This is a genomic window from Acinetobacter sp. PFS20 (genome assembly GCF_052261015.1).
Classification (GTDB): domain Bacteria; phylum Pseudomonadota; class Gammaproteobacteria; order Pseudomonadales; family Moraxellaceae; genus Acinetobacter.
On sequence record NZ_JBPVZE010000001.1, the window covers coordinates 2,229,505 to 2,253,310 of the forward strand.

Genomic DNA, 23,806 nt, shown 5'->3' on the forward strand with positions numbered 1-23,806 from the left:
TAAAAACTGTCTTATTTCGGAGCTAACCATGACTGTTAAACTTATTTGTGCTTCTCATAGCCCGCTAATGGAATTTGCGTCTCCGGCAGAACAGCAGCAAGAACAAACGGTGCGTAAGACTTTTGAAAAACTTGCTGCAGAAGTCAAAGCATACAACCCAACCTTAATTATTGCTTTTGGACCAGATCATTTTAATGGCTTCTTTTATGACCTGATGCCTAGTTTCTGTGTTGGTATACGTGCGACAGCAGCAGGTGATTGGAATTATGGTCCTGGTGAGCTTAATGTGCCGGAAAGCACAGCATTAAGCTTAATCCGAAAGGTACTTGATGAAGGCGTAGATGTGGCTTATTCATATCGGATGCAAGCAGATCATGGGGTAACCCAACCGCTTCATTTTTTATGTGATGGTCAACTGAGCCGTTATCCAACGATTCCTATATTTATTAATGGCGCTGCTGCACCAATGCCTACAACAAAGCGAACGCTTGCTTTAGGTCGTGCAATTGGAGCGTTCATCAAAACAATTAATCAGGAAAATGAACGTATTCTAATTTTGGGGACAGGTGGGCTTTCACATGATCCACCAACACCTCAAATGGGTTCAGTGCCACCAGAAGTCGAAGAGTTTCTCATTGCTGGACGTAACCCGACGACTGAAGCTCGAAATGCGCGTCAGGCTAAAATCATTTCAGTTGGACAGCGTTTGGCTGCAGGAGACAAAAGTGTAGCTGTTCCACTTAATCCGGAGTGGGATGAACAGTTATTGGAAAAATTCAAAAATGCAGACTTTATTGCACTTGAAGCAATGACTGAAGATGAAATCCGCCGTGAAGGTGGGCGTGGGGGACAAGAAGTCCGTACTTGGATGGCTGCTTTTGCTGCATTACAGACTGTAGGTGATTATGAAATGACCTTACATTGCTATGAACCAATCAGTGAATGGATTGCGGGCTTTGGCATAGTGTCTGCCGAGTTGAAATAAAGGGTAAGCAATGAATATTCAAACTATTGTCATCATTGGTGCTGGACAAGCTGGTGCAAGTGCTATTTTAGAGTTGCGTGGTAATAAATATGAGGGTCGAATTATCCTGATAGGGGATGAACCTCATTTACCTTACGAACGCCCACCATTGTCTAAAGACATGATTCTACGACCAGAACAGACTAAGATTGAAATACTGTCACAACAGAAATTAGAAGACTTAGGCGTAGAGTTTATTAAAGATAATGCTGTTGTAAAGATTGTACCTGAACAATATCAAGTGATTTTGAAAAATGGCGAACATCTCCATTATGACAAATTATTGTTAGCAACAGGTGGTGCACCTCGCCGTCTTCCAGTTTTAGATGCATTGGGTAAAAATGTTTATACCTTACGGAATTTAGAAGATTCGCAGGCATTAATTCCAGTACTACAGCCGGGTAAGCGTATTTTATTGGTCGGCGGTGGCGTGATTGGTCTTGAGTTAGCATCTAGTGCTCGATTTAAAGACTGTCATGTGACTGTGCTAGAACAAACTCCAATGATTATGGGGCGTTCACCAGCAATTATTAGTGAGTTTTTACTTAATCAGCACCGTAGCCGAGGTGTTGATATTCGACTAAATGTGAAAATTTCTGAAACCCAACTGCGCGGTGAAGAGATTGTCATCACCTTGGAAAGCGGTGAGGAACTCATTGCTGATGCAGTTATTTATGGTATTGGAATTGTACCAAATGCCCAATTGGCTATAGACGCTGGCTTGAACGTCGATTTCGCTATTAAAGTGAATGAAAATTGTCAAACTTCCCATCCGGATATTTATGCTGCTGGTGATGTAGCAACTCAGTTACGTGCGGATGGTCAGTATTCTCGTATAGAAACTTGGGAAAATGCCAATAATCAAGCAGGTATTTTTGCTCGCCATGTGATGGGAATAGAACAGCCGAAAACGAATCCATCATGGTTTTGGACCGACCAATATGATATTAATTTTCAATTCGTTGGTGATATGTCTGCAAAAGAATGGCATATACGAGGCGATATAAATACGCAACAGGACCAAAATGTTAGTTTCACCTTATTTGGGTTAAATCAAGGCATCATTGTTGCTGGTATTGCAGTTAATCAAGCTAAAAATGTACGGCATTTAAAAAAATTGGTTTCTAGTTCTATTACCTTTGATAGAGAAAAGCTACTTGATGTATCGATTGAATTACGTAAATTAATTTAATTAGGGTTCTTATACTAAAAGCCTATTTAATACTAAAGATAAAAACCGTCATGATTATATGGCGGTTTTTTTATGGGTAATCATATCAGTTCTATATGAGTTTATAATATTAATACTTATTTTAAACTACATTATAATTTATAACTATTAATAAAAAACATTAAAGTTCGCTATGTAAGATATTTTTTATATAGTAAAAATTTATTTTGTCTTTAATTTTTAATTAAGTAATTGTAATTTATGTTAATTTTTAAATTTATTATAAAAATTTTATATAACAAGTTAATACGTGAGCTGTCTTTCTAAGACTTTGATTCATATTTTTATAAATTTATAAAACTTAAGGCTAATTTAGAAAAAGAGACCTTTAATAAAATATATCAAAGGATTTTTTTAAACTAGTAGAAAAGGATTTTTCTATGGACCGTGCAGGAAATAAGCACTCTATTATTACAATTGTCATTTGTTTTTTAATAGCTGTGATTGAAGGAATTGATATACAAGCTGCAGGTATCGCTGCTGTAGGTATACGAGAACATTTTGGTTTAAATAGCTCTCAGCTAGGCATTTTTTTTAGTGCAGGCATCTTGGGATTATTACCTGGTGCATTAATGGGCGGTCGTTATGCAGATCGTGTTGGTCGCAAGATGGTGCTGATCGGGGCAGTGACTATTTTTGCAATATTTACTCTTCTTACAGTTTGGGTGAATAGTTTCTACACTTTGTTATTAGTACGTTTTTTAGCAGGGGCAGGATTAGGGGCAGCAATGCCAAATTTAATTGCCTTAGCCTCGGAAGCTGTTTCTAACCAAAATCGTGGGCGTGCTGTAGGTTTGATGTACTGTGGTATGCCAATAGGTGCCATATTAGTATCATTGATTGCAGCTTATGATGTAACTGGAAATTGGAAAACAATTTTTTATGTCGGTGGAATAGTTCCAATTCTTGTAATTCCACTCATGATTAAATTTTTGCCGGAATCTCAAGAGTTTTTACAAACTAGATTTCGTGATAAATCTATTGCTCGCTTAGAAAGCTCTTTTAAAGATCTATTCCGAAATAACTATGCGGGTCAAACTCTCTTGTTGTGGGCCAGCTATTTTTTCACTTTGATGGTTGTATACATTATGTTGAGCTGGTTGCCGTCTCTATTTATGGAGTTAGGCTTCTCTCGTCAACAAGGCAGTTTAGCTCAAGTGTTTTTCCAAATGGGAGCTGCTATAGGTACCGTTGTACTGGGTATTTTGATTGACCGTTGGAATAAAGCTTATGTGATTATCCTTATGTATATAGGTATTTTAGCTGGCTTATTTAGTTTGAATGGGGCTGGGAATTTAACTGCAATGTATGCAGCAGCAGCCTTAATGGGAACATTTACTATTGGTGGTCAAGGCGTTTTATATGCTTTTGGAAGTATTGTATATCCAACAGAAATTCGAGCAACTGGCGTAGGGAGTGCAGCAGCAGTTGGGCGTATAGGAGCAATGCTGGGTCCTGCAATTGCTGGTCAGTTGCTTGCTATGGGAAGTGGTGCTGCAGGTGTTATTTCTGCTGCTATTCCTGGAATTGTTATTTCAGCATTACTGATGCTTCTGGTGATTCGTCGATTACATCAGGTTAAATAGTTCAAATAGAACAATGGAAAAAGCTCTTATTCTCAGAGCTTTTTCCGCTTTTTCCCTCATTTAAGAAGTCTTAAATCTATCCACTCTAAGCTTAAAGCAAATCGATCATTGTAACTATCATACGAATTTACTTCGTATTTGAAATAAGAATCTAAATTGAGTAAGAGAAATGTACCCAGTTGCCAAGGAAAAGCTTTGGAATCGTTCATTTATCCTCTGTATATTGAACAACCTTTTTTTATTCATTTATTACTATGCTTTGCTCACCATATTACCTCTTTATATTTTAAAAGAATTATCTGGTTCAATTAGTCAGGCAGGTTTAGCATTAACCCTATTCTTGATTTCATCGATTGCCATTCGTCCTTTTGCCGGTCTAATTATTGATTGGTTGGGTGAAAAAAATGCATTACGAGGTTCAGCATTACTGTTTGCATTTTTGGCCTTTGGTTATTTATGGGTCAATCAACTATGGATATTGCTGCTGATTCGTTTCTTGCATGGAATCTGGTTTAGTATTTTGACTACGGTAACAGTACCCATTGTGAATGAATTCATACCAGAGCAGAGAAAGGGTGAAGGTATGGGGTATTTCGTCATGTCTACGAATTTAGCAGTAGTATTTGGACCGATGATTGCTTTAGCCACGGTACGCTACACCAGTTTTTATAACCTATTTATTCTTCTCACTTTAATTGTTTGTTTAGGTTTAGTTTTTTGCTTCCTTATACCTGTGTCTTCGTTAAAAGATAAACCTTTGGTTCACACAACCCGCAAGATTACTTTAAACGATATTATCGAAAGAAGAGTGGTTCCTATAGGTGTGATTGCATTATTTGTTGCAATGGCTTATTCAAGCATTATGAGTTTCATTAGTGTCTATAGCGAAACGAAACACTTACTCGCTGAAACAAGTATTTTTTTTATTATCTTTGCAATATCAATGATTATCGCGCGTCCTTGGGTTGGCTATTCATACGATAAAAGAGGAGCTAACTCAGTGATTTATCCTTCGTTTATTCTTTTTGCGGTAGGATTATTCTTGGTGAGTCAAATGCAAACCCAGTGGGAATATTGGTTTGCTGCGGTTTTAATTGGTGCAGGGTACGGATCACTTTTTCCTATTTTTCAAACGATGGCTATGCAAACGGTTGAGAAAAAAAGAATTGGTTATGCGGTTTCAACATTTTTTACTTTATTTGATTTAGGGATGGCAATTGGTTCAGTTCTGGTAGGATTTATTATTGCCCAAATAGGCTATGAAAAAACTTACCAACTGTGTGCATGGGTGACGATAATGACTTTATTTTTATATCGTTGGCTATGTGATCGAGATATAAAGAAAAAAATTGGGATATGACATGGAATTACGTCACTTACGTTACTTTGTTGCGGTCGCTGAAGAGCTAAATTTTACAAAAGCTGCACTGCGCATGCATACGGTACAGCCTTCGCTAAGTCAACAGATTAAAGACTTAGAAGATGAAGTCGGTGTTCAGCTTTTTATACGCAGCAAACGAAAAGTGGAACTTACGAAAGCAGGGGAAGTCTTTTTTAAAGAAGCTCTCATTATTTTAGAACACACCGAGAAAGCCATTAGTTTGGCTAGACAAACTGCGAAAATTGAGCAAGAGCAATTAAATATTGGTTTTGTTCCCGTAGCTGAAATGAAAGTTTTCCCTTACATCATGCCGAATATTAGAGCACATTTCCCCGAGCTTACAATTGATTTTCAAAGCTTAACCGATGATGCTCAACTACAGGCGCTTAAGAAGGGAGAGATAGATATTGCTTTTACACGTTACGGAGCTAATACCGATGAACTGGTTTCTATTCAAATCTTTCAAGAACCGTTGACTTTAATTATTCCTAAAAACTCGCCAGATATTCAACAGGAACGCATTAGTATAAAAAGTTTTGAGAACCATAACTTTGTGATGTGTAATGAAGATGCTTCACCTGAACTTTATCGAATTATTGATGGTTTCTTTAAAAAATCTAAACTTAATGTCAATGTTGTGCAGTACTCAACTAACATTTTATTGAATGTTAACTTGGTTGGAATGGAAATTGGATGGAGTCTCGTTCCTCAGTATGTCATCCCCCTTTTGGGAGACAAAATTGTAGTGAAAAAGACCATAGAACCTTTGCCTATGATAGGTTTATATGTTTCTTATAGAAAAGATCATGTTAACAAAGCGATAGATTTGATATTGGATGTACTCAAAAAACAATTTCATCTAAATTTTGCCTTTTAAAAAAAGCCATTCTAAAGAATGGCTTAATTACTTTTAGTTAACCAAATGCATTTTTTGGAACAACTCTTCACTTATACTGTTTACTGTTTGAGGTATAGCGAGTCCTGCTATAAAACGATCAGGTCTTAAAATCACCATAGATTGATTCGTTTGACTAAACCAAGAGCGAATTTCAGTATCTACATCGCCAATAGTAATTACATGCTCATGAGAAGAACGGTTCGGTGCATCTAACTGAACAGCAGGTACGACTTGAATAAACTTAATTCCTAACTTGCCCCATTTTTTCATTACATTTGGTGATATACCCCAAGTAGGATTAACTCCCCAAGCAAGTATGGCAAAGTTATTGCCAATCACTTCGTCCAGTAAAACTTTGTCTTTATTTTCAAGCTGAACATGCGGTTGAATGAACATCTTTCCGACAGGGGTATTCTTTTGTGGAAAGGGTGCCAGGATGCCTTGATGATATTTCGGCATAGGTTTAAAACGCATTTCTAATAAATAGCGTTTTATCGGTTGTATGTAATTTAATACATAAGCAATACCATCACGCATGGCACCTTGCCATTTTTTTGGTGGGGCAAGTACATGACCCGCTAGAACAGATAAATTAATCATGGCTTGAGCGTGGTCTTTTCTCTCCAGTTGATAACTGTCTAGAATTTCTGGGCCTGCAACTTTTTTAACGACTAAGGCCATTTTCCAAGCAAGATTAAAAGCATCACGCATGCCACTATTGTAACCTTGACCTTGCCATACGGGCATAATATGGGCTGCATCTCCAGCTAATAAAATACGATCTACACGGAAACGGTCTGCAATACGTGCATTGTGGGTATAAACGCGCTGACGAATCACTTCAATATTGTCCGTATGAGGTAAAACTTTACCTAATAATCGGTTGATATTTTCGGGTTTACTTAGTTCTTCCTGAGTTTCTCCAGGCATTACCATAAACTCAAAACGACGAATACCATGTGGTAAAGCTGCTGATACATAAGGACGAACAGGGTCACAGCATAAATATACATGAGGAGTCGCGAGTGGATCGTTAGCAAGATCAATAACAATCCATTGGTTAGGTGCAGTTTCTCCCTCAAAATTAATGTTAAGCGTGCGTCGTACAAATGAATTTCCACCGTCACAAGCAATTAAATATTGTGCTTGAACAACTTCCTGTTTTTGATCTTTTGTCGTTAGGCTTAACGTCACGTAGTCGTTGTCTTGAGTAAAGCTATTTAATTGACGTGAAAAGCGTACCTCTGTTTTTGGATAGGCCGCTAAACCTTCTAATAAAACACGGTCAACTTGAGGTTGGATAAATGCATTACGACGTGGCCAACCAAATTCGCGAGTCATAGGTTGAATATCTGCAAAACACCGCCCTTTAGGAGTTAAAAACCGCATAGCATGATTGGGAGTGGTATGTGGTAAAACTTGTTTGATCAAACCTACTGACTGAATGGTGCGTAATGATTCATCATCAATACCAATTGCTCTTGGATAATCAATAAGTTGGTCTAGTTGCTCAATAACAGTAACTTGTACACCTTGTTTACTTAAATAATTTGCAATTGTTAACCCAACTGGGCCTGCACCTAAAATTGCAACTTCCGTGGTGTGATGGTGAGTTTGATTCACAGTAAATATCCCTTACTATCAAGTTTTCTTATTAATATCAAAATTGAAGGTAGGTTGAATTTAATCAATAGTTTAATAAGTGAACTTCTAAAAGGAAGATGTAGATTTAAATTTTTTTAATATACTGTATTTAAAAGAATTTTTACATTCTTGCAATAGTTTTTTTTAATCCAATCATTGTTTTTAATTATAATTAAAGTGAGTGGTTTTTAGATATGAAAAATTATCAATTAAGAAAAAATTAAATTTATTTTAACAATAACTCCTTCATTATTTAGCCTTACTTTTCTAATGATTTAATTTAAAACAAATGGCATTTTGCGTGCTTGACTGCAATAGGGTTGGGCACTATTCTTTGCCTGCTGGCCTACATTGCCAGACGGTCGTCGCGGACCGTGATGAAAGATCGCATCAGAGTTATTCCTTCTGAGGGATAGTCTTATGCGTGAACTCCTCGTCTCCTCCCGTTGCGGTAGGACGGGAGAGGGACACCTTCGGGTGTGCTGGTTATATCTTTCACCAGTCCGCGAACCCTTTCTCGTTCTGCCACCATAATTTTAATGTCGGCAGAACTCCCAATAAAAAGGAGTTGGCTTTGCACATCCATTATTTCTTGGCAGCCTTTGCCAAAAGCTATAACGACACTGCTTAAAAAATTAAAGCAGCTTGATAACCACAAGGTTTTCAGGCTTTAAGTCTTTTTATTTAAAACTTAGCAATAACAAACTCGAGATGTGCCAAGCACAGTCTTTACGGCTTTGCTGTGCCTTTTTTTCTCCCAAAAAAGTATCTCATTTAGAAACAACAAGAATTTATAACGGTAAAAATATGCGAAATTTAGTTCTCCCAACGCGTGCAATAAAAGTTGTAAATAAGTCGATTCATTTATTTCACCATTTTGGGTTTCATACGGTTGGGGTCGACAGAATTGTGAAAGAGTGCGGAATTCCCAAAGCGACTTTTTATAATTACTTTCATTCTAAAGAGCGGTTTATTGAAATCTGTCTAATCGTACAAAAAGAGCGGTTAAAAGAAAAAGTGGTTTCAATTGCTGAGTACGGCAAAGACGCAAGTGCTAGGGATAAACTCAAGGAACTTTATCTTTTACATACCGACTTAGAGGGGTTGTACTATTTATTATTTAAAGCCATTTTTGAGATAAAACTGACCTATTCAAAAGCCTATCAAGTCGCAATTAAATATAGAACTTGGCTCATCAATGAAATCTATAGTCAGCTTATAAAACTAAAAAACGATGCGACTTTTCAGGATGCAAAACTATTTTTATATATGATTGAAGGCGCAATTATTCAGCACTTAAGCTCAGATGGGAAAGACGACAGAGAAAACTACTGGAATATGATTTCTAATGTCTTTCTTTAGACGTTTCGGCTTATTGGGGGGGAAGGCATAAGCCTTAATTCTAAAATAGCTATTGGATGAACTTTGAGAGTTGACTTCAAATTGTGGCTTAAGTGGTCTGAGGTCAAGTTTTTTTAAAGATACTTAAGCAATATGGTTTGCGTAACTTCAATCAAATACTGAAATATTTCGAATCAGCGTATGAGTTGCCTACGTCAGACATCGTGTCGTGCAAAAGTATGCTGAATATAAATAGAGGAGTCATTCATGGGTACGCGTTCAACCATTATGGATACCAATAGCTTTCGTCCAGAACATGCTGCTGAGCTGGACCATGCTACCCGCAAACTGACCGATAAAAGAAATAAAATTTTAGGTGAATCCTATCGCTTGTTTTATCGTAATCCCGTGCATCTGGTAAAAGGACAGGGGCAATATTTATGGGATGCAGCAGGTCATCAATATCTGGATGTTTACAACAATGTTGCCAGTATTGGTCATTGTCATCCTGCGGTGATTGAAGCGGTAAATGAGCAAATGAAAATGCTCAATACGCATACGCGTTATTTACATGAAAATATTTTGGATTATACCGAAGAACTTTTACAAACCACTCCCGATGAAATTGACCGTGCCATGTATATGTGTACTGGCTCAGAAGCGAATGATTTAGCGATTCGTATTGCACGTGAATATAGCGGTGGTACAGGAATCATTGTGTCTCAAGAGTCGTATCATGGAACCAGTAGCTTAACCTCAGGATGCTCTCCAGCGCTTGGAACTGAGCAGCCTTTAGATCCTACAACTCGTCTAGTTCCTGCACCCGATTATTATCGAATTCAAACTGAAGATTTAGGCACATGGTTTGCGCAGCAAATCCAACAGCAAATTGATGATATGAATGCAAAAGGGATCAAGTTTGCAGGTTTTTTAGCGGACTCAATATTTTCTTCTGACGGTGTAATGCCTAATCCTGTTGGGTTCTTACAAAAAGCGGTTGATGTCGTGCATGCCAATGGAGGTATCTTTATTGCTGACGAAGTACAACCGGGTTTCGCGCGCACTGGCGATTCTTTCTGGGGCTTTGGTCGCCACAATGTTGTACCTGATATTATTACCACAGGTAAGCCAATGGGTAACGGGGTTCCTGTGTCAGGGCTTTTAGCCAAGAGTGAAGTCCTTGCTGCTTTTAGCGATAAAATTCCATATTTTAATACCTTTGGTGGTAATCCCGTTTCTATGGCAGCGGCACAGGCTGTACTTAAAGTGATTCAAGAAGAAGAATTGCAAACCCATAGTAAATATGTGGGAGGGCTACTTCTCAAAGAACTCACTAAACTTATGGATAAACATGAGATGGTGGGCGATGTACGTGGCGCTGGTTTATTTATAGGATTTGAACTGGTTAAAGATAGAGCGACAAAAGAGCCGAATAAAGCATTGGCTTTGAACCTTATTGAAGAGCTCAGAAATACTCATCGAGTTTTAACCTCAGTTGCAGGTCCTTATGGCAACGTATTAAAACTGCGCCCACCTTTGGCTTTCCAAATAAAAGATATCGATTGGTTAGTCGGTGCTTTAGATCAAGCCTTAACAAAATTAAAGTAAGTCACTTTAAATATAAAAAATACCCTTCAAGTTGGATGTTAAATCTAATTTGAAGGGTATTTTGTTGTTCAATTATCTTATGTGTCTTTAGACGTTATCTCGAATTGTTTAAATAATGAAAAGGCCTTTATTCAAGGCCTGTATTTGGAATGTTTTAGTGTCTTAATTGACGTGGAGTCACACCAAACCAGCGTTTAAATGCACGAGATAAAGCACTTACTTCTGAGTAACCTAACAAGAATGCCATTTCTGAAATTGGAATATTTTTCTGTTTAATATAATGTTCGGCCAACTCACAACGAACCTGATCGACTAAATGGGTAAAGGTCAGTCCTTCATTTTTTAAACGGCGGGTAAGGGTGCAACTCGTTAAACCAATATCGTGAGCGATTTTTTCAAGGTTTGGTTCACCTTCACTCAGTTCAAGTTGGATGTGAGAGCGAACCTGATCTGCAAGACTTTGACTTTGAGAAGAGCGATTGAGTAATAGCAGCGTATCTAAAATCACTGTTAATAAAATAGAATCACGCCCCGGCATAGTATGTTGGACGTCTTTTTTTGAAATGATGATGGAGTTAAAAGGTTGATCAAAATAAACAGGGGCGTTAAATAGTTTGCTGTGTTCTTGCCAGAATTCAGGTCGAGTATGCTCAAAGTGAATCGCGCGAGGTGAATAATGAGGACCCATCACTTCACGGATCACATTCATAAACATGCCCATGGTCAGTTCTGCATCTTGGCGGCGAGTTAAAATCGCGCCGTGTTGAACCTGATAATCTATGCGCCAGCTATCACCTAAATCGACCATTCGATTAAGCGTATCTTTCTGATGTAAATAAAAATTATTGGTCATGTTCATGAGTGCAGACTCTAATGTGTTTGAACAAAGACCAATGTACCCAATGAGCCCTAATGATTTGGGTTGAAACTGTTGACCATAATGCAGACCAAAATTATCACAACCTGAAACGAGCGCCGCCTGTTCAAGCACCTTGCAATAATTGGGGAGTTGTAAGCTCAAAGTTGGGCTAATTAAAAGTTCAGGATTAATACCACTAATACCTAAAACGCGATCAACATCTGCACCTTTTTGATGAATAAACTCGCTTAATCCAGAGGCAGCTGCAGACAATACACCTTGATTACACATATTTGAGTCGACAAGATGAGTTGGGTTGAGATGTAACATGTCAAGTCTCATGATATTTATTCCTACTATTCTTATATTAAGCAAAAGCCATACCAGTTTTTGCTTGCGTCCTTGATTTTGTCCTGTTAAAAGTTTTTATAAAATAATGACTTATGTGTTGCTGTTTTAAGTTTCAGACTTGATTCTTTAAGAAGAGATCAAGAGTTGTATTTAAGGTTGGGTAGCGAACTAAAAGAAGGCAGAAAATGCATTAGAGATAGGCAAAAAGGGCAGAACTAAAACAAGAAATTAAGCGGTTTCTCATGCATACAACATGTATTGTAGGCATGAGAAAATAAGTGAAATATTAATTTTTTGTAGTTTTTGCCGTTTGTGCGCCATAACTTAAACTGGCCATTGAAGGTCTAAATTGACCTGTATTGGCATCGCGGCCCTGTAGTAAGAACTTAGTATTGGCTTGACCGTAGCTCTGTACAGCCTGCTGAGAAAATTTTCCAATATCAGAACTCGGACTGCGCAATCGATTAATAATTAGTACCTTCTGAGTCGCCGCAAAATCTTGCATCATATTTTGATCGCCTTCACTGTCACCTGCGATAAAAATTGGCCCATAACCATATTTAGAGACTAAAAAACGTTGGATGGTTGCGGTCTTTCCTTTACCTTGAGTTTGCGCATAGCCATGACGAAACTCAGGTAAAATTCGATTTTGTGCATCTCGTTCTAACTCCATGGCGTAGGCATTTTTTTCATTAATGTTATAGCCGATCTCTGGATTAGAAATAATTTCCTTAATCACATCAATAAAAGATGCCGAGCAGACATAGACATCAATGCCATTGTCCTGAAAGGCTTTAAATAGATTTTGCATTTCACGGTATGGTCTTAAACCATTTTCCCAAGTGGTTTTCACAACACCTGCTTGGCCTGAAAGCGCTGCTGGGGATGTCCATGTCACAGGTCCAATCGGTTGCTGCATTTGCCAAGCCACCGTTGCTTTTACCAAATTACGGACTTCTTGTTCGGTAAGTCCAGTAAATAAATAAGTGACCCACGGATATGCAACTTCATGATCAAAGGTGTCTCCAATCGCCGCATATAGGTATCTCATTTTAGTAATGAAATCGAGATAATGCGGATTTTGTTTAATTTGATCGAGACTTTGCTTACCTTTGAGACCGCTATAGTGGTGATAAAGCCATGTGTAGCTGGCAATAATATCTGGGGCAATTTTATCAATATTGACGGCTTGACCTTGCTGGTTATTGTAGGCCGCTTCAAAATTTTGCGAGCTAATTCCTTTACGAATAATCTGATTAAGCTGCTCTGGCGTGACATTAAACGCTAAATGTTCAAGCTGATAAATTAAAGTTGCTTCTTCGATGTCTAAAAATACCGAGGTATTGTCAAAGTCAGTGACAATATACGGGCGTTTGTCAGGATTGTAGTTTGGGCTATCTTTTCCATAGGTAGCAATTAATTGATTAAGTTGGTCAAAGTTAAAAGCGTCCCATTGACCTTTTTGGATATATTCCTTTTTGGGAATAGCGACTGCGGGAGATGTGCTTTGTATAGGGTTGTAGTTACATGCACTTAGAGCAATCATACTTGCCAGACTACTGGTGAGTAATAGTGCTTTGGCAACTTTGCTCAGTTGATGGGTAGCTTGCATAAACCCTTCCTTTAAATTCTATAAAATTTAAAAACTAAAAATTGAAAATGAAGAAAAGCGATCTAAATCACTTTTCAAATTCCGACAGGCATTTGTCCGTTTAAATATTTTTTACAGAGACGCACAGTTTCATTGGACCATTGATTTCCAAGACTTTGAGCCATTTCTGTTTGTGCGTGAGAACCATTCCAAGCCATCATTTGAATGCGGCGTTGCATGATAAAAGTTGGGATCATTTCATATTCTTCAGACTGAATATGACCTACGCGCTCGTAGCCTTTTAACCAGTAATCAACCCAATGAGGCGCATTTGCATAATGTTCATTGAAGCTAATTGCAGCAGCGAGGTCATGCATAAACCAGCTCATGCCGCAGTCATCAAAATCGATCACACCGATACGTTCTTGTTGTAGTAATAGATTGGTTAAACGCAAATCGGCATGAATTAGGCCATAGCGTTCTTGAGTTTTACCAAAGAAATTTAAATCTTTCGAAATCTGTGCAATGGCTTCTTCAATTACGCCGTGATCTTGTGGTCTTAAATGAGGTGCATTTTTCCAGTTTCCCCAGTGACCATCTGCACCAACCATGGTTTCATGATTCCATACAATCCGTTGAAAGTTTTCAGGCGCTTGCCATGTCTTACTATGTACGTGCAACTTTGCGGTAATTTGTCCTAATTGTTCAAATGCAGTGGGGTCAACTTCAACAGTCGGCATATCGCCCTCAACCCAGTTGAAAAGAACTGCATAACGATAAATATCATTCGATAGTTTCAAGGTAATTACGCGTTCACCCGATTGATCTGCAATCGCCACAGGAACTTGGATTCCACTTGCATTTAAAGCATCTAACCATTCAAGCTCACTTTGTATATCGAGTTTGCTGTGATAGTTCGGACGGTGAATTCGAAGTGCATATCGGGCAGACCCAGTCGAAACTTGATAGGTTGCATTTTCAGACTGACACAGTAGTTTGACCTGTCCTTGATAGTCTGATGGATACTGCTTAATTGCTTGTTCTGCCAGTATTTGTAATTGAACTTGGCTTAAAAATTCATTTTGTTCTACAGACATAACCCATCTCCTCAATTTAATTTTTAAACACGTTTCGTGTTGAGATGCCGTCGATCTTATAAAAGAAAAAATGAATCAACTTGACTTCAAGTGGTCGGGGAGATGTTTTGCTGTCAAGTTTTATGAATATCTTTTGCGCAACTATTGGTGGTGTAAATTTAGTCGATAAGGCATACGACAATGAAAGAATCTGAATTAAGCGTGGATGTTGGTGCTTTACAACAGGACGCAGAGTATTTTGCAAAACGTCAGTTAAAAAAGGGGGCAGTAGGTTGGTTACTTTTAGTGGGGCTAGGTGTTTCTTATGTCATTTCGGGTGACTTTGCGGGTTGGAATTTTGGGCTGGCACAAGGTGGCTGGGGAGGACTCTTTATTGCAACAGTCATCGTCGCGTTTATGTATCTCTGCATGAGCTTTGTAATGTCTGAGATGTCGACGATGTTGCCCACTGCTGGCGGTGGCTATAGTTTTGCCCGTGTTGCATTTGGTCCTTTTGGAGGATACCTCACAGGGACTGCGATTTTAATTGAATATGCAATTGCACCTGCTGCCATTGCTGTATTTATTGGGTCATATTGCCAATCACTCTTTGGAATTGGCGGTTGGGCCGTTTATTTAATTTGCTATTTAGTTTTTATGGGCATTCATCTGAAAGGTGCAGGTGAAGCGCTGAAAATCATGTTTGGAATTACCGCCGTTGCTTGTATTGCACTGGTCGTATTTATCGTCGCCATGCTTCCCCATTTTGATAGCGCACGTTTGTTTGATATTCCAGTCAGCGCTAATGCAGGTGCGAGTAGCTTTTTACCGTTTGGCTATATGGGAATATGGGCCGCAGTACCTTATGCCATCTGGTTTTTTCTTGCAGTTGAAGGGGTGCCACTGGCTGCCGAAGAAGCAAAAGATCCAGTACGTTCGTTGCCACGAGGCTTGATTGGTTCAATGTTGATATTGGCGTCGTTTGCACTTTTAATTTTATTTTTAGGCGCAGGTGCTGCCGGCTCAAATGCTTTAAAAAATTCAGGAGCACCTTTAGTTGATGCACTCATTGCCGTATATGGTCAGCACACATGGTTGGCAAGTTTTGTTAACTTTGTAGGTCTTGCGGGTCTTGTCGCAAGTTTCTTCTCAATTATTTATGCATATTCGCGTCAAATTTTTGCATTGTCACGTGCGGGATATTTACCAAAAAACTTATCGCTTACCAATGAAAATAAAGCGCCATATTGGGCCATTATCATTCCGGGCATTATTGGCTTTTTGCTCTCTTTAACCGGTGAGGGTGACTTACTCATTTTAATGGCAGTATTCGGTGCAACAATCTCTTATGTGTTGATGATGCTCTCACATATCAAATTACGTTTGTCTCGCCCTGAATTACCACGTCCTTATAAAACGCCAGGAGGAATATGGACGTCTTGTATCGCTTTGATTCTTGCTGCTGTTGCTGTAGTGGCAGGGTTAATGGTAAATCCAAAAGTTTGGTTATTGGCCGCGCTGATTTATGTCGGATTTATACTCTATTACTTGTTATATAGCCGTCACCATTTGGTGAAAGGTACGCCTGAACAAGAGTTCGCCATGATTGATGACTGAGTTTGAGTGCAGTAAAAATAAAGAGGCTTCGGCCTCTTTTTAAGTGTTATAAAACGATTAAAATGTTTAAAACCAAAATAAAAAAGTTTAGATATTTAACTCAAAGTTTACTTTTACACGGTCCAAAACAATTAAGGTCCGATATGTTTTTACATCTTCATTATCGGCGAAATGTTTTCTAACTAAACTTTCAAAATGAGATAAGTTGTTGCTCAGCATGATAATGATAAAAGAGACGCCTCCATTCACAAAGTAGCACTGTTGAATCTCTTCAACAGAAGCAAAGTATTGTTTCGCTCTGTCCATAACTACAGAGCGGTCTTCGCTAAGGCGGACTTCAATGATAGACGTAATTTTTTCACCAAATTTTAGCGGATTTAAAATAGCGCAATTTCTTAAAATAATTTCCTTTTCTTCCATACGAGATATACGTCTTTGAACGGAAGCAGCAGATAGACCAATTTTTTCAGAAATTTCTCGATGCGAAGTCTTATTGTCTTTTTGCAGTATTCTTAAGATTGCATAATCAAAATTATCTAAAGAAATATCTGACATGAGTAAATCTCTCATTAAGCTTTAAATATAGAGTTATTTAATCGTTTTATTGAGGGAAATAGAAGAAATATATTGATTACATAGAATTAAAATTTCAATCATTCCCAGAGCAGTAAATATGATGATTGAGACAAACTCCAAGCAAGGCATGGCATTTGCAGCCGCATTTCTATCTTTAGTTTCTGTGCAAATAGGTGCATCAATAGGAAAAGCCCTTTTTCCAATTCTTAGTGCAGAAGGAGTGACCTTAACTCGACTTGCTTTAGCAGCATGTTTTTTGTGGATTGCCTTTAAACCTTGGAGAGACTGGAATAAACAGACCAATTGGAAAAATCTAATTATTTATGGGGCAATTCTCACTTTAATGAATACTTTAATTTATAAAGCATTTTCTTATATGTCTGTTGGAATCGCGATTTCCATCGAAGTGTTAGGGCCACTTACGGTTGCTATTTTAATGTCTAAAAATAAATTAGATTTTTTTTGGGGCGGGGTATCTCTTATAGGTTTGCTTCTTTTATCCATGGGCAATTCAAATAATAACTTCAGCTTTATTGGTATGACGTATGCTCTATTGGCAGCAGTAGGTTGGGGACTATATATTATTTATGGCTCTAAAGTTGCACAAGGGGGCGGAAGCTCGGTTGCAACTGGAATGTTCCTAGCGGCTTTGTTTGCAACACCTTTAGGCGCATCTCACATTATCCATATTTTTGATAGTTATAAGATTCTTTTTACATGTTTACTCATGGCGATGCTAGCGAGTGCGATTCCATTTATATTAGATATGGTTGCGATGAAAAAACTGCATCCACGGGTTTTTGGAATATTAGTGAGTGCATCACCCGCGGTGAGTGCTTTGGCTGGATGGCTGATTTTAGATGAACGATTAAATCATTTTCAGATCGTTGGAATAGCAATTATTATGGCATCGTGTGCAGGATGTTCTTATTTCTCCTATAAACGTAATACTGCATAAGACCATTCATTTATGATGACTTATGTCTAAAAGCTAGATGAATCGATTTGAAGGGGGAGAGAAATAATAAATAGAGCCCCCCTTAAAAAGGCTACCTCTGTACAAATAGAATATAAAAACAGCAAGTATCACTTACTGAAGTGCAATTTTAATCTGATTGATATTTATACAATATGATTACAAGATCACAAGGATATGAACTGATGAAATTTCTAAAATTTCTAACTTTTAGCACGATTCTTACGTTGTCCGCGCATAGTTATGCGACAGTGAGTGGTGGACAAAAAATTGAAGTATTAGGTTATCAGCAAAAAGAGAAAAAACTTTATGTATTAAGACACTACGAAGATGGTCGAGGACGCCTACCACAACTATATTATTATCTATTAAATAGTAAATCGCCTGACAAACTTATTGAAGTTAAATCTCTCTATATCAATCCAAAAACACATAAGATTGATTATGATCAAGATAGTACAGCGTTTGATAAGGCTCTCAATAAAATTAAAAAAAATTTAACCCCTTTGATCGTAAGTAAGAGTAAGACTGTAAAAATTCAGACCTTAAAAACGCATCAGAACCAAGTAACATCTTGGTTTGATCCTTCAGGGAAGATCACACAATATAAAACAGAATATGTTGTAAAATCGCCGTCTTTACAAAGTAAGACCCACATTGCGGTTCATTACACCAAAGCAATAAAAATTTCCCAAAATTATAGCGTGCCTAAACAAAATAAGAGGTTGGTTGTCGTTAAATATCTGGGGGTTCCAGAAGAAACTGGTTACGATATTGAAGACCCTGTTTTACTACTACCTAATCAAAATCTTCTTTAGGGATGCAACCATACAATTTACACAGGATTAATAATGAATAATTTGAATTTTAAAACTCTAAAAAAGTATTGGTTGCCATTTGTAGGTATTGCTTTAATCGCGGGCTCTTTAGTATTGGCATTTGCTTGGGTCGCTGGTCTATTTGGACATCGAACCACTAGCAAAACATTTTTGGGCGAATCATTAAGTAAATTTGATCCCGGATATCGACGTGCACACGGTAAGGGTATTTGTTTTGATGGCATTTACCACAGTAATGGTGCAGCGGCAGCACTCTCTAAAGCGACTGTATTTGCCAAGTCTGATATACCAGCAATTGGTCGATTTTCTATTGGAAGTGGTAACCCGCATGCGGCAGATAATTCTACAGCAACAGTCAGTATGGCTTTATTGCTTTCCGCAGCTGATCATTCACAATGGCGCATGAAATTAAACAACTTTCCCTATTTCCCTACGCGAAATGCTGAAGGTTTTTTGGCGCAGCAAAAAGCATTTAAACCAGTTCCATCTACTGGCAAACCTGATCCAGTCCTTGTTGAAGCTTTCTTAAAAGAATATCCCGAAGCGCGTAAGTCTATTGAACAAAAGGCAAAGATGCCATTAACTGGTAGTTTTAGTGGCGCAGAATTTTATGTGGTAAATGCATTTATATTGCGGGCTGCCAATGGACAAGAACAGCCAGTGCGTTGGTCTATGCGTCCTCATTCAAAATTTATTAGTCTGACCAAAGAACAACGTGATCAAGCTGGCCATGATTTCTTATTTAAAGACATCAAAAAACGTTTAGCTGAAGGGCCGCTGTATTGGGATTTAGTTTTGCAACTTGCCGAGCCGGGAGACCCAGTGAATGACCCATCTCAACCTTGGCCAAAAGAACGTAAAGAAGTTATAGCGGGAACATTGGAAGTCAAAAATGTGACTGAACAGGTAAATGGTGTTTGCCGTGATATTAACTTTGACCCAACCTTGGTTCCACCCGGAATTGAGTTATCAGATGATCCGGTACTCGCAGCACGAGCAGGTATCTATGCGCAGTCTTACAATGCTCGCTTACGTGAAATTGGATTTGGCAAAGCAACGGATGCCGTGGGTAAATAGGAGAGATCAGCCATGCAAAAAAAATCTAACGATAATGCTCCACGTCATTTTAATTTGACTGCTCGAGTACTACACTGGGTTATGGCAGTAGCGATTTTGGCCATGCTATTTATTGGTGTTGGAATGACAACCTCAATCACTTGGCGTCCGTGGTTAATCGATATTCACCGTCCTTTAGGAATCGCAATCTTATTGTTGGTCATCGTAAGATTAATAAATCGACTCTATTTTCCAATTCCACCTTTGCCGCCGACTGTACCCCGTTGGCAGGCGTTTATTGCCCATGCATCACACTGGCTACTTTATCTTTTGATGTTTAGTTTGCCATTGCTCGGATGGGCAACGCTTTCGGCAGGTAATTGGCCTGTAACGTTATTTCCGGGTTGGGACCTTCCACCAATCGCTCCAACCAACTCTACGCTCTATGCATGGTTTCGCACTCTACACGGAGTTTTGGCTTGGCTGTTATTTGCTGTCGTTATTGGTCATCTGTCTGCTGCGTTATTACATGCATGGGTTTATCGCGATGGCGTATTCTCAAGTATGGCTTTGGGTTCTTCTACTGAGTCTAATAGAGATAATGAAAAGAAGAGTGTGGATTGAGAAGGAGTTATTCAGCTCTTAAGCTCAGATCAGGCGGATAAGAGGGATAAGTCAGCGGAAATGGTGACTTATTTTGATGGAGTTAAAACAAATAAATTTGGAATGAAAGATGTTCTATTTAAGTTACATTCGATTTTGGTTTAAAGTTTTAAATGATTGATAATATTTAAATTTAATATATTTTATCTGTCTAACAATCGGAAAATATAAATTTCCTATAATTCTAAATATTTGTCATAGCCTTATGAGCTTCAAGTTATAAGATTGGTAATGTGTAATGCATATTGAAAATATTATTCGAAAACTAGATTTAGTGACTTTAAAGATATTTCAAACAGTCTGTGATGAAAAATCTCTGAGCAAGGCCGCTGAAAAAAATATGATTGCGCTATCTGCTGCAAGTAAGCGTTTGACTGATTTGGAGCATTTGATTGGAACCAAACTGTTTATTCGTGATGGTAAAGGCATGCAAATTACACCTGCTGGTGAAAGTCTGCTTTACCATTGCAGAACCATTTTAGACTCGGTTTATAAAGCTTCGGTTGAGTTAGAAGAATACAAAATAGGCATTAAAGGTTTTGTACGATTACAGGCAAATTTATCAACGATAATTCAGTTTTTACCCGAAAGCCTACATCCTTTTATCGTTGAAAACCCTCAAATTAAGATTGAGCTTGAAGAACGTCCAAGTATAGAAATTATTCAAAATGTAAGTAATAAAATTGCTGACTTAGGGATCTGCATTGCTGAGAATTTATCAGAAGATCTGGATTATTATCATTATCGTAGCGATCGGCTGGTCGTGGTTATACAAAACCAGCAATATTTAAGTGAACAGAAAATCATTTCCTTTGAAGATGCATTAGATTACGACTTTATTGGATTACATACCCAAAGTGCGATTAACCGAATTTTACAGCAAAAGTCTGAAGCCTTAGGAAAGCAGCTTAAACTCAGGATATTGGTGACGAGTTTTGATGCTGTTTGCCGGATGGTACAGGCGGGTATGGGGATAGGAATTTTGCCTCATAAAGTTTTCGAAATCTTTGGTAAACCCTTAGGGCTGGCAAGTGTGGAGTTAACCGATGATTGGGCAAAAAGAGACTTATATCTGGTGTCCAAACATGATGAGTTTTTAAATCCAGTAACTTTGCTTTTGAAAGAATATTTTATGCATCCGCACAAAGAAATAACATCTGAATAAATTTTATAGGTTTCGCAAACCACGAAGGCTTGTTGATCTTTTAAGAATTGTATTACTGCTGATTGCGCCATAAATTTAACTCTATCGGAAGTAGATATAATATGGATTGTTATGAGCCTAGCCCTTGAGAAAATAAAAGTCCTTGAAATAGGTACCCTAATTGCAGCTCCTTTTGCAACACGCATTCTTGCCGAGTTCGGTGCGGAAGTCATAAAAATTGAGCCTATTGGCAAAGGTGATCCACTTCGTAAATGGCGTAAGTTACATCACGGAACGTCTTTGTGGTGGTATTTACAGTCACGTAATAAGAAATCTTTAGCGCTTAATCTTAAGTCACCAGAAGCAATTGCTTTAATCAAAAAGATGATTGTCGACACAGACATTCTGGTCGAAAACATGCGCCCCGGTGCGCTTGAAAAATTAGGTCTAGATTGGGAAACCTTAAAATCAATTAACCCTAAACTAACTTTTGTTCGCATATCTGGTTATGGGCAATCTGGTCCATATAAAGATAAACCCGGCTTTGGAGCAATTGGTGAGGCCATGGGTGGAATTCGCTATACCACAGGTTCGCAAGACTCTGCGCCTGCACGAGTTGGGGTGAGTTTAGGTGACTCACTTGCCTCATTACATGCAGTGATTGGCGCTTTAATGTCGATTGTGAATATCAAAACCAATAACGGTAACGGACAGATTGTTGACGTGTCACTTGCAGAAAGTGTCTTCAATATTATGGAAAGTGTTGTGCCGGAATACGACTTGCATGGTTTTATTCGAGAGCGTTCTGGAGGTTCTTTGCCGGGTATTGCACCTTCAAATACCTATCGAACGAAGGACAATGCTTTTGTTGTAATTGCGGGAAACAGTGACCCAATTTTTAAACGTTTGATGCATGTGATTGGTCGCGAAGATTTGGCGAATCGACCTGAGTTTGAACACAACGATGGACGTGCGCAACAAAGTGATTTGTTAGATGCTGCAATTGAATCATGGAGTCGACAGCATTCAATTGATGAGGTTTTGCAGCAGCTTGAACAGGCTGAGGTTCCATCTGGGCGAATTTATTCTGTAGCCGATATGGTCAATGATCCGCATTTCAATGCACGTGATATGTTGCTTTCAACCGAGTTACCCGATGGTCAAGTGGTGAAAATGCCGGGTATTGTTCCGAAGCTTTCTGAAACACCGGGGCAGGTCAAATGGCGTGGTCCTGAGTTGGGCGAGCATACTGAATCTGTTTTAAAACAATATGGTTATCAAGCTGAAGATATTGAAAGCCTGCGTGTATCAGGAGTAGTGCAATGACAGCATTTTCCGACTTACTTGTCGTACAAGAAGTCTCTCCACGAGATGGTTTGCAAATTGAACCGACTTGGGTGCCCACGACAAAGAAAATTGATTTAATTAATCAGTTGTCGACAATGGGTTTCTCTCGAATTGAAGCAGGGTCTTTTGTCTCTCCAAAAGCGATTCCGAACCTGCGCGATGGGGAGGAGGTTTTTGCTGGAATTACACGCCATAAAGATATTATTTATGTTGGGTTAATTCCAAATTTAAAAGGCGCGATTCGGGCAATTGAAGCCAATGCAAATGAGTTGAATCTTGTGCTCTCTGCTAGCCAAACCCACAACCTTGCCAATATGCGAATGACTAAAGCTCAATCGTTTGCAGGTTTTACCGAAATTGTGGAACAACTACACGGCAAAACACAGTTTAACGGAACTGTAGCAACAACATTTGGTTGTCCATTTGAAGGCAAGATTAGTGAAAAAGAAGTGTTTAGCTTAGTTGAACATTATTTAGAGTTGGGTATTCATAATATTACACTGGCGGATACCACTGGTATGGCGAACCCCGTGCAAGTGAAAAGGATTGTCTCTCACGTTTTATCGCTAATTTCGCCTGAGCAACTGACCCTACATTTTCATAATACACGTGGATTGGGGCTAACTAATGTTCTTGCAGCTTACGAGGCGGGAGCAAGACGGTTTGATGCTGCATTGGGAGGTTTAGGTGGGTGCCCGTTTGCACCAGGGGCGTCGGGAAATATTTGTACTGAAGATTTGGTCAATATGTGTGAGGAAGTTGGAATACCCACCACTATTGATTTGGATGCTCTCATTCAACTTTCGAGAACGCTACCCGCACTTTTAGGGCATGACACGCCAAGCCAGCTTGCAAAGGCGGGGAGAAATACTGACTTGCATCCGATACCGGATTACATCAAATCACTTAATTAAGATACGTCATTCAAGATAGTTGGAAATAAGACGATATTTGTATCGTCTGCGGTCAACTCGTCTTTAAAATCTTGATGGGACGTG

The 23,806-nt window shown here is 38.6% G+C and carries 20 protein-coding genes; 15 read left to right on the forward strand and 5 right to left on the reverse strand.

Annotated elements, in window-relative coordinates; translation table 11 throughout:
* Positions 1 to 28 precede the first annotated feature (28 nt).
* The 5 genes from ACS125_RS10525 (at position 29) to ACS125_RS10545 (ending at position 6,099) form a co-directional block, all read left to right on the forward strand.
* Complete coding sequence (locus tag ACS125_RS10525) at positions 29 to 985, forward strand: 3-carboxyethylcatechol 2,3-dioxygenase (protein ID WP_443271957.1); 957 nt, start codon at positions 29 to 31, stop codon at positions 983 to 985.
* A 10-nt stretch (positions 986 to 995) separates the two neighbouring features.
* Entirely contained in the window at positions 996 to 2,216 is a 1,221-nt protein-coding gene (gene hcaD / locus ACS125_RS10530; RefSeq protein WP_443271959.1) for a 3-phenylpropionate/cinnamic acid dioxygenase ferredoxin--NAD(+) reductase subunit, read from the forward strand.
* A gap of 419 nt (positions 2,217 to 2,635) precedes the next feature.
* Positions 2,636 to 3,841: a 3-(3-hydroxy-phenyl)propionate transporter MhpT gene (mhpT, locus tag ACS125_RS10535; RefSeq protein ID WP_443271961.1), complete on the forward strand. Its 1,206-nt coding sequence runs from the start codon at positions 2,636 to 2,638 to the stop codon at positions 3,839 to 3,841.
* A gap of 169 nt (positions 3,842 to 4,010) precedes the next feature.
* Positions 4,011 to 5,201: an MFS transporter gene (locus tag ACS125_RS10540; protein ID WP_443271963.1), complete on the forward strand. Its 1,191-nt coding sequence runs from the start codon at positions 4,011 to 4,013 to the stop codon at positions 5,199 to 5,201.
* A gap of 1 nt (position 5,202) precedes the next feature.
* Entirely contained in the window at positions 5,203 to 6,099 is an 897-nt protein-coding gene (locus ACS125_RS10545; RefSeq protein ID WP_125699384.1) for a LysR substrate-binding domain-containing protein, read from the forward strand.
* 33 nt (positions 6,100 to 6,132) lie between these two features.
* Here ACS125_RS10545 and ACS125_RS10550 read toward each other — a convergent pair whose 3' ends face one another.
* Positions 6,133 to 7,743 (reverse strand): bifunctional 3-(3-hydroxy-phenyl)propionate/3-hydroxycinnamic acid hydroxylase, encoded by a 1,611-nt coding sequence (locus ACS125_RS10550; RefSeq protein WP_125699385.1) that lies wholly within the window; start codon positions 7,741 to 7,743, stop codon positions 6,133 to 6,135.
* 828 nt (positions 7,744 to 8,571) lie between these two features.
* Between ACS125_RS10550 and ACS125_RS10555 the strand changes: the two genes are divergently transcribed.
* Positions 8,572 to 9,126: a TetR/AcrR family transcriptional regulator gene (locus ACS125_RS10555; RefSeq protein ID WP_443271965.1), complete on the forward strand. Its 555-nt coding sequence runs from the start codon at positions 8,572 to 8,574 to the stop codon at positions 9,124 to 9,126.
* A gap of 246 nt (positions 9,127 to 9,372) precedes the next feature.
* Positions 9,373 to 10,713 carry an aspartate aminotransferase family protein gene (locus tag ACS125_RS10560; RefSeq protein WP_443271967.1) on the forward strand — a complete coding sequence of 447 codons (1,341 nt, stop codon included), beginning with the start codon at positions 9,373 to 9,375 and terminating at the stop codon, positions 10,711 to 10,713.
* 154 nt (positions 10,714 to 10,867) lie between these two features.
* Here ACS125_RS10560 and qhpR read toward each other — a convergent pair whose 3' ends face one another.
* The 3 genes from qhpR to ACS125_RS10575 all read right to left on the reverse strand — a co-directional run bounded on the left by qhpR (position 10,868) and on the right by ACS125_RS10575 (position 14,611).
* Complete coding sequence (qhpR, locus tag ACS125_RS10565; protein ID WP_443273956.1) at positions 10,868 to 11,902, reverse strand: AraC-like transcriptional regulator QhpR; 1,035 nt, start codon at positions 11,900 to 11,902, stop codon at positions 10,868 to 10,870.
* Positions 11,903 to 12,209: 307 nt separating this feature from the next.
* Positions 12,210 to 13,535: a haloacid dehalogenase-like hydrolase gene (locus ACS125_RS10570; protein ID WP_443271969.1), complete on the reverse strand. Its 1,326-nt coding sequence runs from the start codon at positions 13,533 to 13,535 to the stop codon at positions 12,210 to 12,212.
* Between the two features lie 74 nt (positions 13,536 to 13,609).
* Positions 13,610 to 14,611: a phosphotransferase enzyme family protein gene (locus ACS125_RS10575; protein ID WP_238612406.1), complete on the reverse strand. Its 1,002-nt coding sequence runs from the start codon at positions 14,609 to 14,611 to the stop codon at positions 13,610 to 13,612.
* Positions 14,612 to 14,791: 180 nt separating this feature from the next.
* Here ACS125_RS10575 and eat point away from each other — a divergent pair, with 180 nt between their 5' ends.
* Positions 14,792 to 16,207 carry an ethanolamine permease gene (gene eat, locus ACS125_RS10580; RefSeq protein ID WP_004793358.1) on the forward strand — a complete coding sequence of 472 codons (1,416 nt, stop codon included), beginning with the start codon at positions 14,792 to 14,794 and terminating at the stop codon, positions 16,205 to 16,207.
* Positions 16,208 to 16,294: 87 nt separating this feature from the next.
* On the opposite strand, the gene ACS125_RS10585 is transcribed toward eat, so the two are convergent.
* Positions 16,295 to 16,762 carry an Lrp/AsnC family transcriptional regulator gene (locus ACS125_RS10585; protein WP_151821955.1) on the reverse strand — a complete coding sequence of 156 codons (468 nt, stop codon included), beginning with the start codon at positions 16,760 to 16,762 and terminating at the stop codon, positions 16,295 to 16,297.
* Positions 16,763 to 16,880: 118 nt separating this feature from the next.
* Between ACS125_RS10585 and ACS125_RS10590 the strand changes: the two genes are divergently transcribed.
* The 7 genes from ACS125_RS10590 to ACS125_RS10620 all read left to right on the forward strand — a co-directional run bounded on the left by ACS125_RS10590 (position 16,881) and on the right by ACS125_RS10620 (position 23,722).
* Entirely contained in the window at positions 16,881 to 17,741 is an 861-nt protein-coding gene (locus ACS125_RS10590) for an EamA family transporter (protein ID WP_443271972.1), read from the forward strand.
* Positions 17,742 to 17,944: 203 nt separating this feature from the next.
* The gene (locus ACS125_RS10595; RefSeq protein ID WP_443271974.1) at positions 17,945 to 18,577 is read left to right on the forward strand and encodes a hypothetical protein; all 633 of its coding nucleotides are present in this window, start codon (positions 17,945 to 17,947) and stop codon (positions 18,575 to 18,577) included.
* A gap of 33 nt (positions 18,578 to 18,610) precedes the next feature.
* Entirely contained in the window at positions 18,611 to 19,675 is a 1,065-nt protein-coding gene (locus ACS125_RS10600) for a catalase family peroxidase (protein WP_174743234.1), read from the forward strand.
* 12 nt (positions 19,676 to 19,687) lie between these two features.
* Complete coding sequence (locus ACS125_RS10605) at positions 19,688 to 20,278, forward strand: cytochrome b (RefSeq protein WP_440202192.1); 591 nt, start codon at positions 19,688 to 19,690, stop codon at positions 20,276 to 20,278.
* 277 nt (positions 20,279 to 20,555) lie between these two features.
* The gene (locus tag ACS125_RS10610; RefSeq protein WP_174729624.1) at positions 20,556 to 21,482 is read left to right on the forward strand and encodes a LysR family transcriptional regulator; all 927 of its coding nucleotides are present in this window, start codon (positions 20,556 to 20,558) and stop codon (positions 21,480 to 21,482) included.
* Positions 21,483 to 21,593: 111 nt separating this feature from the next.
* Complete coding sequence (locus ACS125_RS10615; protein ID WP_013198374.1) at positions 21,594 to 22,787, forward strand: CaiB/BaiF CoA transferase family protein; 1,194 nt, start codon at positions 21,594 to 21,596, stop codon at positions 22,785 to 22,787.
* A complete protein-coding gene (locus tag ACS125_RS10620; protein WP_443271977.1) occupies positions 22,784 to 23,722 on the forward strand; it encodes a hydroxymethylglutaryl-CoA lyase in 939 nt (312 codons plus the stop codon). Before ACS125_RS10615 ends, ACS125_RS10620 begins: the two co-directional genes overlap by 4 nt.
* Positions 23,723 to 23,806 lie beyond the last annotated feature (84 nt).

What these genes read in the sequence shown, in the direction of transcription:
- ACS125_RS10595 (WP_443271974.1), top strand. Translation starts at nt 17,945, where the DNA reads ATGAAATTTCTAAAATTTCTAACTTTTAGCACGATTCTTACGTTGTCC.
- ACS125_RS10620 (WP_443271977.1), top strand. Translation starts at nt 22,784, where the DNA reads ATGACAGCATTTTCCGACTTACTTGTCGTACAAGAAGTCTCTCCACGA.
- qhpR (WP_443273956.1), bottom strand. Translation starts at nt 11,902, where the DNA reads ATGTTACATCTCAACCCAACTCATCTTGTCGACTCAAATATGTGTAAT.
- ACS125_RS10600 (WP_174743234.1), top strand. Translation starts at nt 18,611, where the DNA reads ATGAATAATTTGAATTTTAAAACTCTAAAAAAGTATTGGTTGCCATTT.
- ACS125_RS10590 (WP_443271972.1), top strand. Translation starts at nt 16,881, where the DNA reads ATGATGATTGAGACAAACTCCAAGCAAGGCATGGCATTTGCAGCCGCA.
- ACS125_RS10575 (WP_238612406.1), bottom strand. Translation starts at nt 14,611, where the DNA reads ATGTCTGTAGAACAAAATGAATTTTTAAGCCAAGTTCAATTACAAATA.
- eat (WP_004793358.1), top strand. Translation starts at nt 14,792, where the DNA reads ATGAAAGAATCTGAATTAAGCGTGGATGTTGGTGCTTTACAACAGGAC.
- mhpT (WP_443271961.1), top strand. Translation starts at nt 2,636, where the DNA reads ATGGACCGTGCAGGAAATAAGCACTCTATTATTACAATTGTCATTTGT.
- ACS125_RS10545 (WP_125699384.1), top strand. Translation starts at nt 5,203, where the DNA reads ATGGAATTACGTCACTTACGTTACTTTGTTGCGGTCGCTGAAGAGCTA.
- ACS125_RS10570 (WP_443271969.1), bottom strand. Translation starts at nt 13,535, where the DNA reads ATGCAAGCTACCCATCAACTGAGCAAAGTTGCCAAAGCACTATTACTC.
- ACS125_RS10525 (WP_443271957.1), top strand. Translation starts at nt 29, where the DNA reads ATGACTGTTAAACTTATTTGTGCTTCTCATAGCCCGCTAATGGAATTT.
- ACS125_RS10560 (WP_443271967.1), top strand. Translation starts at nt 9,373, where the DNA reads ATGGGTACGCGTTCAACCATTATGGATACCAATAGCTTTCGTCCAGAA.
- ACS125_RS10585 (WP_151821955.1), bottom strand. Translation starts at nt 16,762, where the DNA reads ATGTCAGATATTTCTTTAGATAATTTTGATTATGCAATCTTAAGAATA.
- ACS125_RS10615 (WP_013198374.1), top strand. Translation starts at nt 21,594, where the DNA reads ATGAGCCTAGCCCTTGAGAAAATAAAAGTCCTTGAAATAGGTACCCTA.
- ACS125_RS10555 (WP_443271965.1), top strand. Translation starts at nt 8,572, where the DNA reads ATGCGAAATTTAGTTCTCCCAACGCGTGCAATAAAAGTTGTAAATAAG.
- hcaD (WP_443271959.1), top strand. Translation starts at nt 996, where the DNA reads ATGAATATTCAAACTATTGTCATCATTGGTGCTGGACAAGCTGGTGCA.
- ACS125_RS10540 (WP_443271963.1), top strand. Translation starts at nt 4,011, where the DNA reads ATGTACCCAGTTGCCAAGGAAAAGCTTTGGAATCGTTCATTTATCCTC.
- ACS125_RS10610 (WP_174729624.1), top strand. Translation starts at nt 20,556, where the DNA reads ATGCATATTGAAAATATTATTCGAAAACTAGATTTAGTGACTTTAAAG.
- ACS125_RS10605 (WP_440202192.1), top strand. Translation starts at nt 19,688, where the DNA reads ATGCAAAAAAAATCTAACGATAATGCTCCACGTCATTTTAATTTGACT.